13 protein-coding genes are annotated in these 12,002 nt (G+C 48.8%); 12 read left to right on the top strand and 1 reads right to left on the bottom strand.

Features of this window, described 5'->3' with window-relative positions:
• Positions 1-111 precede the first annotated feature (111 nt).
• Both clpS and clpA read left to right on the top strand, forming a co-directional pair.
• Positions 112-444 (top strand): ATP-dependent Clp protease adapter ClpS, encoded by a 333-nt coding sequence (gene clpS / locus QJT81_11270; GenBank protein ID WGZ92460.1) that lies wholly within the window; start codon positions 112-114, stop codon positions 442-444.
• Positions 445-449: 5 nt separating this feature from the next.
• Entirely contained in the window at positions 450-2,747 is a 2,298-nt protein-coding gene (gene clpA, locus QJT81_11275) for an ATP-dependent Clp protease ATP-binding subunit ClpA (protein ID WGZ92461.1), read from the top strand.
• A gap of 47 nt (positions 2,748-2,794) precedes the next feature.
• Here clpA and infA read toward each other — a convergent pair whose 3' ends face one another.
• Positions 2,795-3,013, bottom strand: coding sequence for a translation initiation factor IF-1 (gene infA / locus QJT81_11280; GenBank protein WGZ92462.1), 219 nt, complete (start codon positions 3,011-3,013; stop codon positions 2,795-2,797).
• A 154-nt stretch (positions 3,014-3,167) separates the two neighbouring features.
• Here infA and fabD point away from each other — a divergent pair, with 154 nt between their 5' ends.
• The 10 genes from fabD (at position 3,168) to QJT81_11330 (ending at position 11,675) form a co-directional block, all read left to right on the top strand.
• Positions 3,168-4,115 (top strand): ACP S-malonyltransferase, encoded by a 948-nt coding sequence (fabD, locus tag QJT81_11285; protein WGZ92463.1) that lies wholly within the window; start codon positions 3,168-3,170, stop codon positions 4,113-4,115.
• Positions 4,115-4,870 (top strand): 3-oxoacyl-ACP reductase FabG, encoded by a 756-nt coding sequence (gene fabG, locus QJT81_11290; protein ID WGZ92464.1) that lies wholly within the window; start codon positions 4,115-4,117, stop codon positions 4,868-4,870. Before fabD ends, fabG begins: the two co-directional genes overlap by 1 nt.
• An 80-nt stretch (positions 4,871-4,950) precedes the next feature.
• Complete coding sequence (gene acpP, locus QJT81_11295; protein WGZ92465.1) at positions 4,951-5,190, top strand: acyl carrier protein; 240 nt, start codon at positions 4,951-4,953, stop codon at positions 5,188-5,190.
• 71 nt (positions 5,191-5,261) lie between these two features.
• Positions 5,262-6,506 (top strand): beta-ketoacyl-ACP synthase II, encoded by a 1,245-nt coding sequence (fabF, locus tag QJT81_11300; GenBank protein ID WGZ92466.1) that lies wholly within the window; start codon positions 5,262-5,264, stop codon positions 6,504-6,506.
• Positions 6,507-7,844: an aminodeoxychorismate synthase component I gene (locus tag QJT81_11305; GenBank protein WGZ92467.1), complete on the top strand. Its 1,338-nt coding sequence runs from the start codon at positions 6,507-6,509 to the stop codon at positions 7,842-7,844.
• Positions 7,831-8,640, top strand: coding sequence for an aminodeoxychorismate lyase (gene pabC, locus QJT81_11310; protein ID WGZ92468.1), 810 nt, complete (start codon positions 7,831-7,833; stop codon positions 8,638-8,640). The genes QJT81_11305 and pabC overlap by 14 nt, the downstream gene beginning before the upstream one ends.
• Positions 8,637-9,677, top strand: coding sequence for an endolytic transglycosylase MltG (gene mltG / locus QJT81_11315; GenBank protein ID WGZ92469.1), 1,041 nt, complete (start codon positions 8,637-8,639; stop codon positions 9,675-9,677). Before pabC ends, mltG begins: the two co-directional genes overlap by 4 nt.
• The gene (tmk, locus tag QJT81_11320; GenBank protein WGZ92470.1) at positions 9,674-10,309 is read left to right on the top strand and encodes a dTMP kinase; all 636 of its coding nucleotides are present in this window, start codon (positions 9,674-9,676) and stop codon (positions 10,307-10,309) included. Before mltG ends, tmk begins: the two co-directional genes overlap by 4 nt.
• Positions 10,306-11,268, top strand: coding sequence for a DNA polymerase III subunit delta' (holB, locus tag QJT81_11325; protein WGZ92471.1), 963 nt, complete (start codon positions 10,306-10,308; stop codon positions 11,266-11,268). The genes tmk and holB overlap by 4 nt, the downstream gene beginning before the upstream one ends.
• 26 nt (positions 11,269-11,294) lie before the next feature.
• Entirely contained in the window at positions 11,295-11,675 is a 381-nt protein-coding gene (locus QJT81_11330) for a PilZ domain-containing protein (GenBank protein ID WGZ92472.1), read from the top strand.
• Positions 11,676-12,002 lie beyond the last annotated feature (327 nt).

The raw sequence follows: 12,002 nt of genomic DNA on the forward strand, positions 1-12,002 counted from the left end.
TGTATTTAAGGAAGTTACACCAATCTATGCAAGGAATAGTGACAGCGAACGGTCAAACCGTTTATAACATTAGCATCACAACCCGTAAGCTTGGGGCAAGGTAAATCAGGTATGGCGCAAAAACACAAAGAAGATCATGGTAACGGTCAGGATTCCGGTGTAGCGGTACAGGAATCCCGCCCAGAGGTGAAAGAACCCCCCCGCTTTAAAGTTATACTATTAAATGATGATTTCACACCGATGGACTTTGTGGTCGAAGTACTGCAAACGTTCTTCGATATGGATCACGAGAATGCGACCCGCATCATGTTACACGTACATACACGTGGCAAAGGTGTTTGTGGGGTCTATACTCGTGACATAGCGGAAACCAAAGTGGCACAGGTCAGCCGGTTTGCGCGGGAACATCAACATCCTTTGCTGTGTACAATGGAAGAGGCATAAGTCTTATGTTGAGCGCTGAAGTAGAATACTCGATCAATACGCTGTATAGCGATGCCCGTAACCGCCGTTACGAGTTTGTCACTGTTGAACATTTGCTATTGATTATGCTGGATAACCCCAGTGCGGCAGAGGCATTGCGTGCCTGTTCAGTGGATATTCCACAGTTACGCCGTGAATTAGACATATTCGTGGATGAAAACACGCCGTTGGTTCCTGAAAATGACCCGCAGCGCGATGTGCAACCGACTTTAGGGTTCCAGCGTGTTATTCATCGGGCTATTTACAGTGCTCAAACTTCGCGGAAGGGTGAAGTGACGGGCGATGCAATTTTGGTTGCCATTTTTGGTGAGCCGGATTCTCACGCGGTGTACTTCCTGTCACGCTATCGTGTGACGCGCTTGGACATCATTAATTTCATTTCCCACGGCATCCGCAAAGATCACCAGCCTGAAGCGTCGCAAGGCAAAGGTGCTGATGATGATACCCCTCAGTCATCCGGCAACCCGTCTGAAGCCGATGCTGATACCAATGACAGTGGCAAGCCTTTGGAAAAATACGCCAGTAATCTGAATGAAATGGCATTGGAGGGCAAAATTGACCCGTTAATTGGGCGCGATCTGGAAATCGAACGCACCATCCAAGTGTTGTGCCGCCGTCGCAAAAATAACCCATTGCTGGTGGGTGAAGCAGGCGTTGGTAAAACCGCGATTGCCGAAGGCTTGGCAAAACGCATTGTGGATGGCGAAGTACCGGAAATTCTCGCCGATGCCGTGATTTATTCCTTGGATATGGGGTCACTGTTGGCGGGCACTAAATACCGAGGGGACTTTGAAAAGCGCCTGAAAGCGGTATTGAAGCAAATCAAGACTGAGCCGCACGCGGTATTGTTCATTGACGAGATTCACACCATTATCGGCGCGGGGGCGACCTCCGGCGGAACGATGGATGCTTCCAATTTGATCAAGCCGGTATTGTCGACGGGCGAACTCAAATGCATCGGTTCGACCACCTTTCAGGAATACCATACCATTTTTGAGAAAGATCGTGCCTTGGCGCGGCGTTTCCAAAAGATCGACATCAATGAGCCGTCTGTTGAAGAAACCATTGAAATCCTCAAAGGCTTGAAATCGCGTTTCGAGGCACATCACAATGTGCGTTACACCCAGCCTGCACTCAAAGCAGCAGCAGAACTGGCGGCTAAGTACATCAATGACCGGCATTTGCCCGACAAAGCCATTGATGTGATTGACGAAGCAGGCGCGAACCGTCAATTGCAACCGGCTGCTTCCCGCAAGAAAACCATCAATGTCACCGATATTGAAGACATCGTGGCAAAGATTGCGCGAATTCCACCCAAGTCGGTATCCACTTCCGATATGAATACCCTGCGTAATCTGGAGCGTGATTTAAAAATGGTGATTTTCGGGCAGGACAAAGCGGTTGAGCAGTTGACCGCTGCAATTAAAATGGCGCGTTCCGGTTTGCGTGATGATACCAAACCGATTGGTTCATTTATGTTTGCAGGGCCAACCGGGGTAGGGAAGACCGAAGTCTCGAAGCAATTGGCTTCACGCTTGGGAATCGAGTTGCTGCGCTTTGATATGTCTGAGTACATGGAGCGCCACACGGTTTCACGTCTGATTGGTGCGCCGCCGGGTTATGTGGGTTATGACGAAGGTGGTTTGCTTACTGATGCGATTAACAAACACCCGCACGCGGTCTTGTTGCTGGATGAAATTGAAAAAGCCCACCCGGATATTTTCAATATTCTGCTGCAAGTGATGGATCACGGTACGTTGACCGATGCGAATGGACGTAAGATCGACTTCCGCAATGTGATTCTGATCATGACCAGTAACGCGGGGGCGGAAAATATCAGCCGTAAATCGCTGGGTTTCACAGTGCAAGATCACACGCTGGATGCTACCGAAGCGGTTAACCGTACTTTCTCCCCAGAGTTCCGTAACCGTTTGGATGCCGTGATTCAATTCAACCCGCTGACGGCTGAAGTGGTGTCTTCGGTAGTGGATAAGTTCATTATCAAACTGGAAGCACAACTAGAACCGAAAAAAGTAGTACTTGTCGTTGATGAAGCGGCTCGGCACTGGTTAGCGGGTAAAGGTTATGACCGCTTAATGGGCGCACGCCCGATGGAACGGGTGATTCAGGAACACATCAAAAAACCACTGGCAGACGCCATTCTGTTTGGCGAACTCAGCCAGGGTGGTCGAGTGGAAGTATCGGCAGATGATGAAGGGCTAGTGCTTGAAATGCACGGCACGGAAGCGGCCGTACCAGCCTGAGCATAATCGGGAAACTGACACATCTATGCGCCCTACGGGGCGCATTTTTATTTGTTGCGGTAGCTGATGCGACCTTTGGTTAGGTCATAAGGAGTAAGCTGTACGGTAACGCGGTCGCCGGTCAAAATACGGATGTAGTTTTTACGCATACGCCCAGAAATGTGGGCATTTACCACATGACCATTGTCTAGTTGAACGCGGAAAGTTGTATTTGGCAGGGTTTCCTGCACAATACCTTCCATTTCAATATAATCTTCTTTCGCCATAATCTCGCTAAATACTAAAGTGTACCAAACGGCGTATTATCCTTGCCACACGCCAGATGACAAGTTCTTTTTTAGATTTCTCGTTTTGACAGTTTTCATGGCAACATAATTTTATTAGGATAGAACGATTTTTCACGCGGGAGCAGTAAAACACATGACCATTGCGGGTATTTTTCCGGGGCAAGGTTCGCAGTCACTCGGTATGTTGGCAGCTTTGAGCGCGGACTTTGCGGAAGTGTGTGACACATTTCAAGAAGCTTCCGACGTATTAGGGCGCGATTTGTGGCTATTGGCGCAAGCAGGGCCTGAAACCGCGCTCAATAGCACTGAAAATACCCAGCCGTTAATGTTGGCTGCTGGTGTCGCGGTCTGGCGTGTTTGGCTGAAACAGGGCGGTTGTCAGCCAGTTGCCTTAGCGGGGCATAGTTTGGGTGAGTATTCCGCGCTGGTAGCAGCGGGTGTGTTGAATTTTACAGATGCGGTGGTGTTAGTCGCAGAACGTGCCCGCCTGATGCAATCGGCAGTAGCCGATGGCGAAGGGGCAATGGCGGCGATTCTGGGGCTGGATGACGCGCAAATTGTAGCGGCTTGTGCTCAAGCCGCTCAAGGCCAAGTGGTTGAAGCGGTAAATTTCAATTCACCGGGGCAAGTTGTTATTGCGGGGAATACGGCTGCGATTGATCGCGCTATTCAAGTGGCAACCGAGATGGGCGCGAAAAAAGCTATCAAATTGTCGGTGAGTGTGCCTTCGCATTGTGCGCTGATGTTGCCTGCTGCAACCGAGTTAGCCAGTCAGTTAGCCGCTATTACGTTTGATCTGGCGCAAATTCCCGTGCTGCATAACGTCGATGCGCAAACCCGCACCACGGCGGATGAGGTGCGTAGCGCTTTAGCACAACAACTCTATCGCCCGGTGCGTTGGGTTGATACGATCCAAACCTTGCAGAATACTTACGGTGCAACAGCGGCTATCGAATTTGGCCCCGGCAAGGTGTTGACGGGGTTGAATAAACGGATTGACCGCAAACTCAGTGCCGTATGCATTTTGGATAGCAAAACATTGGAAGAAGCATTAAAACTTTGTGAGGAGGCGGGAGCGTAATGGATTCACTCATCAGTTTACAGGGCGAAATTGCCCTAGTCACCGGCGCAAGCCGAGGTATCGGGCGTAGCATTGCAGAAATGTTAGGCAAAGCGGGCGCAACCGTTGTTGGCACGGCAACCAGTGAAAAAGGCGCAGAAGCCATTTCTGCCTATTTAGCCGCTGCGGGTATTGCTGGCAAAGGGATGGTGTTGAATGTTGCTGACAAAGATTCCATCGAATCCGTCACTAAAGCGGTAACTGGGGAATTCGGTGGTATCAGTGTGCTGGTGAATAATGCAGGCATTACCCGCGATAACTTGCTGATGCGCATGAAAGATGAGGAGTGGGATGACATTATTGCCACCAACCTGACGTCGGTGTACCGGATGAGCAAAGCGTGTATGCGCGGCATGACTAAAGCTAAAAAAGGGCGCATTATCTCGATTTCATCCGTGGTGGGGGCATCCGGGAATCCGGGGCAAACCAACTACGCCGCTGCCAAAGCCGGTTTGGTCGGGTTTTCCAAATCACTGGCTCGCGAAATCGGTTCACGCAACATTACGGTGAATGTGGTTGCGCCCGGCTTCATTGATACGGATATGACCCGCGAATTGTCCGAAGAGCAGCGCAATCATTTGCTGCAAAATATCCCGCTAAGCCGCTTAGGGCAACCCAATGAAATTGCCGGAGCTGTGTTGTTTTTAGCGTCCTCTTTGGGTGCATACATCACAGGCGAGACAATTCATGTCAACGGTGGTATGTATATGGCTTAAACCTGCTGGTATGATGCACGGGTTTTAAATACAATAGCCTACCGCTACCAATACTTTTTATTTACGAGGAATACAAAACCATGAGCGATATAGAAGAGCGCGTCAAGAAAATCGTTGTTGAACAATTAGGCGTTGATGAAGCTGAAGTGAAAAATTCATCTTCTTTCATTGACGATCTGGGCGCGGATTCTCTGGACACCGTTGAACTGGTTATGGCACTGGAAGAAGAATTCGGTGCTGAAATCCCTGATGAAGACGCAGAAAAGATCACCACTGTGCAAGCAGCGATTGATTACATCAAGGCTCAGCCACAAAAGTAAGTTCTTGCTTGATAAACCGCAGCTTAGGGTTGCGGTTTATCTGTGTATCACGATGAGATAGGGGCATAAGTTTGTCTAAACGACGTGTAGTAGTAACAGGTCTGGGTATTGTTTCACCTGTGGGTTCCAAGCTGGAAACAGCATGGGACAATATCAAAGCTGGTCGCAGCGGGATTAACCGTATTAGTCCTGACCTGTTCGATGCCAGTGCTTTCAGTGTGCAAATTGCTGGTAACGTCAAAGGCTTCAATGCTGACGATTACATCAAGCCCAAAGACCAGAAAAAAATGGATAAATTTATCCATTACGGCATCGGTGCGGGCGTTGAAGCGATTCGCGACTCTGGTTTGGAAGTCACCGAAGAAAATGCGGAACGCATCGGTGTGCTGATGGGGTCGGGGATCGGTGGTTTGGATACCATTGAGCGCAATTATGCAACCTTCCTCAATGGTGGGGCGCGGAAGATTTCCCCTTTCTTTGTGCCTGCTAGTATTATCAATATGGTGGCGGGCAACCTTTCCATCATGTTTGGCTTGAAAGGCCCGAATATGTCTATCGTGTCGGCGTGTGCTACTGCTACTCACAGTATCGGTGATGCCGCACGCATGATTTCCTACGGTGATGCGGATGTGATGGTTGCCGGTGGTGCTGAAATGGGGTCTACCCCGTTAGGCATCGGTGGTTTCGCAGCAGCGCGGGCACTGTCTACCCGCAACGATGACCCTGAAGCAGCAAGCCGCCCGTGGGATAAGGATCGTGACGGTTTCGTCCTCGGTGATGGTGCTGGCGTTTTGGTGCTGGAAGAGTACGAATTTGCGAAAAAACGCGGCGCACGCATTTACTGTGAACTGGTCGGTTACGGCATGAGCAGCGATGCTTACCACATGACCACACCATCCGAAGGCGGTGAAGGTGCAGCACGCTGCATGGTGAATGCCATGAAAGATGCGGGCTTGAATACGACGGATATTGATTACGTCAACGCGCACGGTACATCAACACCGGCTGGTGATAAAGCGGAAACGATGGCGGTGAAACGTGCCTTGGGCGATCATGCTTACAACGTTGCGGTCAGTTCTACCAAGTCGATGACGGGGCATTTGTTGGGTGCTGCGGGTGGTATTGAAGCGGTATTTAGCGTGTTAGCTATCCGCGATCAAATTTTGCCGCCGACGATCAATATGGATAACCAAGATCCTGAGTGCGATTTGGACTACGTGCCAAATGTTGCCCGCGAAACCGCTGTCACGGTTGCCATGAGCAACTCGTTTGGCTTTGGTGGCACGAACGGAACTTTGATTTTCAAGAAAATCTGATTGCATACGCAAACCTTCAAGGGCGAGTACGATTTACTCGCCCTGCATTCACAACACCCCGCACGTTATCCTTTCCTGCTGGAAAGTGTCGCTACATCCCCATTGTCCCGTTACAGCTTGCTGTTTGCGTTTCCGCAGGAAAGTATTCGTCTGGATAGTTTGGCGGAAACCAGTTTTTGTGAGCGCTTAGACGGGGCGTGGAGGGAAGAAACCCCTCCTAGTCTCCCCTTGTCAGGGGAGGAACAAGAGATGCCGTTCCGGGGGGGGTGGTTCCTTTATCTTGGTTATGAATTAGTTGGGCAATTAGAATCGACGTTGCAATTACCTAATTCACCAGCGGGTTTGCCGATTGCGTTGGCGGTACGAATTCCGGCGGCGGTGATCGTGGATCATTTACGCGCTGAGACGATCGTTGTCGCTGAAGAGGAATTTGCCGAGGCATTTGCTGAAGTAAAAACAGATATGGCAGCAATGAACGTAGAGACGCAAAATTTTGCGTCTCTACAGGTGCAAATTACCGAAGATTTGCCTGAACAATTTACCGTAGGAGTTGAATGCATCCGCGAATACATTGCGGCGGGGGATGTGTTTCAGGTGAATTTATCGCGTGCATGGCATGGCGACATAGCGTCGGAACATTCTGCGGCTGACGTTTACCGCTTGTTACGCAAAACCAACCCCGCGCCGTTTGCTTGTCTTGCAGATTTCGGCGAATTCGCGGTGATAAGTTCCTCACCAGAACGTTTGGTCAGAGTGAAAGCGGGCAGGGTGGATACACGCCCGATTGCTGGCACACGCCCACGCGGTGCTGACCCCGAACGTGATCAAGCCTTGTTAGAAGAACTGATTGCACACCCCAAAGAACGCGCTGAACACATTATGCTGATTGACTTGGAGCGTAACGATCTGGGGCGGATCTGTGAATACGGCACGGTCAATGTCGACGAATTAATGGTGGTGGAAAGCTATCAACACGTCCACCACATTGTTTCCAATATTCAGGGGACATTGCGGGAAGGCATAACACCAGGGCAAATAATCCGCGCAGTTTTCCCCGGTGGCACGATTACCGGTTGCCCCAAGGTACGCTGCATGGAAATCATTGCCGAACTGGAACAGGTTAGCAGAGGCGCTTACACCGGCTCAGTCGGCTACCTGAATCGCAACGGCGATATGGATTTGAATATCCTGATTCGGACCATGACGCTGCAAGGCAGGCAGTTACAATTTCGCACGGGTGCAGGCATTGTCATGGATTCGGTTGCCCCCAACGAACTCAAGGAAACCCGCCACAAAGCGCGTGGTTTGCTGCGGGCGCTCGGTCATGATATGGGTTAACGGTGACATCGTGACGCATTTACCGGTCACTGATCGGGGCTTGCTGTACGGTGATGGCGTTTGGGAAACCATCGGTGTGCAACAGGGAAAACCGCAATTGCTCGACTGGCATTTGCAACGTCTAAGTGCTGGTTTGCAAGCGTTGAACATCAGTTTTCCCAATCTTGCAGCATTCCGTGCTGAAATACTGGCGGCCTGTGTTGCGCAGGAACGTGCAGCCATCAAGTTAATTGTCACGCGCGGCACTGGACAACGTGGCTATAACCCACAAACGGTAACTGAACCAACCCGCATTCTGCAATTATCCGCTTGGGCAGACTACCCAGCCAGTTACGCCGAGCAAGGTATCCGTCTAACTTTGTGTGAAACCCGTTTGGCACATCAACCGCGTTTAGCCGGTTTCAAACACCTGAATCGCTTGGAACAAATACTCGCAAGAGCAGAGTTCGGTAGCGATTATCAGGAAGGGCTGGTTTGCGATTATGACGGCAATGTCATCGAAGGCACGATGAGCAACCTGTTTGTGCTGCGTACTGATGGTGTAATATGTAGCCCTGACTTGACGCAGTGCGGTATTGCGGGCGTAATGCGGCGATATATTATTCAAACACTTGAGAAATTCGGCAACCAATGCCACATTCTCCCCCTAACGCTGAAGGACGTTACACAGGCGCAAACACTCTTCATGACCAATTCCCTGATTGGTTTATGGCCTGTACGCGAATTTTCCGGCAAACAGTACACCATACCGCCATTGCTTAGGGATTTGCAGGCGGCAATACACACACTAGCATGAAACTGTTATTCAAATTAATCAGCCTTTTACTCATTGCCGCGATAGCCACCGTTGGATTTTTAGCGTGGTATCAATACCAACATTTTCAGGAAACCCCACTGGCGGTGACACCGGAAAATGCCTTATTTGAAATTAAGCCGGGCAGCAATATCCGCCAAGTTGCTAAACAGTTGGCAGATAAAAACCTCATCGAGCATGAGTTATTGTTCTTTGCCCATGCACGGATCATGGGTAAGGCGGCGCAAATCAAAGCAGGGGAATATCAACTTGAACCCGGTATGCTACCCGATGAAGTGCTACAAAAATTTGTGTCGGGTCAGGTGTTGCAATACCAACTAACAATTCTTGAAGGTAAAACCTTTAACGATATTTTGGCAGACATCCGCAAGCACCCTAATCTCGAACAAACCTTAAGTGATGTGGATGGACAGGCGATTATGCGTGAATTGGGTGTACCAGAGGGCATGTCTCCAGAAGGTTGGTTTTATCCAGACACCTACAGTTTTCCGCGCAAAACCACCGATTTAGCTTTTTTACAGCGCAGCTATAAAGCCATGCAAACCTATTTGCAGAAAGCATGGGAAAGGCGTGAACCACATGCGCATATTAAAACCCCTTATGAGGCTTTGATACTGGCATCTATTGTGGAAAAAGAAACCGGTTTGCCCGAAGAGCGCCCGTTGGTTGCCCGCGTTTTCTTAAATCGTTTAGAGAAAGGTATGTTGCTACAAACTGATCCAACGGTCATTTATGGTATGGGTGAGAAATACGACGGTAATATCCGTAAAACAGATTTACAAACTGATACACCTTACAACACTTATACCCGTGCAGGATTGACGCCTACGCCAATTGCAACTCCTAGCAAAGCAGCCATTGATGCAGTGATGCACCCGGCAGACAATAGTAAAGTTCTGTATTTTGTTGCGACTACTCCGGGTGGGGCATCTCACTTTTCGGAAACTTTGGAGGAACATAATCAGGCAGTGCGTGAGTATATCTTGAACCGTGATAAAGCTAAGGAGCAAAAGCCATGAAGCATGGCGTTTTCATCACTCTTGAAGGTGGGGAGGGAGCGGGTAAAAGTACTAACGTTCCGTGGATCGCTGATTACTTACGTTCCCAAGGAAAAACAGTATTAGTGACACGCGAACCTGGCGGTACGGAGGTCGCAGAGGCTATCCGTGGGGTGTTGTTATCCCCTGAATTGCCGGGTATGAATGCAGATACTGAGTTGTTGCTGATGTTTGCAGCGCGTAATGAACATTTACATACCAAAATTCTACCTGCTTTAGCACGGGGGGAATGGGTGATTTGTGATCGGTTTACCGACGCGACTTATGCTTATCAGGGTTATGGGCGCGGTATTGCATTGTCACGCATTGCAGCGTTGGAACAGTGGGTGCAAGGTGATGTACGCCCCGATTACGTTATTCTGTTTGATATTGATGTCACTACAGGCATGGCTAGGGCACAAGCAAGGGGGCGTGCTGACCGTTTTGAACAAGAACACGCCGCTTTTTTTGAGCGAATTCGTCATGGTTATCTGCAAAGGGCAGGGGAGCTGCCCGCACGTTATCCCATCATCCAAGCCGCTCAAGCGCGTGTAAATGTTCGTGAGCAATTGCAACAGGTACTAGAACGCATTATTGCAGAGACAAATACATGAGTCGGTATCCTTATCCTTGGCAAGCACCGATATGGCAGAGTCTACAACAAGCCAAGGGGCATAATCACTTACATCATGCTTTGTTGTTTAGCGGTGAGGAGGGATGCGGTAATGAGGTGTTTATTCAGGCGCTCGCTAACAGTCTGTTGTGTTTAACACCTGCTACCGATGGTAGTGCTTGTGGACAATGCCGTAGCTGTCAGGTTTTTGCGGCACAGGCGCATCCTGACTTTATGTCAGTGACTCTATTGGAAGATAAACAGTCGATTTTGATTGAGCAGATCCGTGAACTTAACTATTTTTTAGGGTTGAGTCGTAGTTATAGCCCGTGTCGAGTGGTTATTATCTATCCTGCTGAGCGCATGAATGTTAATGCGGCTAATAGCTTATTAAAATCGTTAGAAGAACCTGCTGCAAACACGCATATTTTGCTGCTAACAGCGCATCCAGCGTTATTATTGCCTACAATTCGTAGTCGTTGCCAAGCTATTCGTTTGCCGCTACCGACGCATCAACAAGCACAGGAGTGGCTGAGTCAACAAACACTGCAACATCCACTCGAACAGTTGTTGGAAACTGCGTTAGGGAGACCCTTGGCAGCATTAGAACTGGATTCTACTGATACATTGACTCAGCGTGCCCAGTGGTTCGCTCATTTGACGCAATGTATGCAAGGACAAGGGAGTATTACTGAGATTTCAGCGCATTGGGAAAAGTCTGATAAGCAACAGTTGTTGGATTGGCAGTTGACTTGGCTGCTAACACTGCTAAAACAGGCTTCTAGTGACGGTGCTGAGCCTGTAACATCTGAACTAGGGTATTTGCGTACATTACTCAATTCAAACCAAATATTAAGAATGTATGATAAATTACTTGAACTTAAGAAGTTATCCACTCATCCTCTCAACCCCCGTTTATTTATTGAATCCATGCTAATATTGTGGCAAGAGCAGCATTAGTCGTTTTCAGAGTCAGTTGAATTTTAATGGACGATATCCAGCATACGCATCACAAGCATTCGAAGGGGGATGGCAATCCTGCCAGCCTATCCATGGCTATTGCCGAAAAATCAGCATTACATGCTTGCTATATGCCATTTATTAAAGATGGTGGTGTCTTTGTGCCAACAACAGAAAAATTCACATTACATGATGAAGTTGTATTGCATTTACGTTTGGTAGAAGACGGCAAAAAGCTCTTGATTCCTGGACGAGTAGTATGGATTTCACCAGGCGTCGGTCAACGAGGCACTAGTCCAGGTGTTGGTTTACAGTTCACAGGCGAACATCGATTCCGTGTCAAACAATTCATCGAGGAAATGTTGGGGGATCTTATGAAGCAACCTTCGACAAATCCTGCGTACTAATTATTAGCTTCCCAAAATCTCCAACCTTTCCAGTGCTTTGGTAGTTCCCTATTTCGCATAATACATAGCATGGTCAATTTATGCCTAAAATGGGGATTCTATGGGGTAGGGTGGCATTCACTCACAGAAAATAGAGAAATGCGCGGGAATGCCCGCTGGGTGGAGCCTGCGGAACAGGCGGGCTATTCCCGCGCATTGATAGTATTTGTATGTAGTATCGCTACAAATACTACAAAATACAGATTGTAAAGTGTAGTGGACTGCTAGTATTCTGTGAAATCGCTACCAAAAATCTGAATGAAAAGATACAAGGCAAGAATCGTGCCA

It is taken from the genome of Candidatus Thiothrix putei (assembly GCA_029972225.1).
Classification (GTDB): Bacteria; Pseudomonadota; Gammaproteobacteria; order Thiotrichales; family Thiotrichaceae; genus Thiothrix; species Thiothrix putei.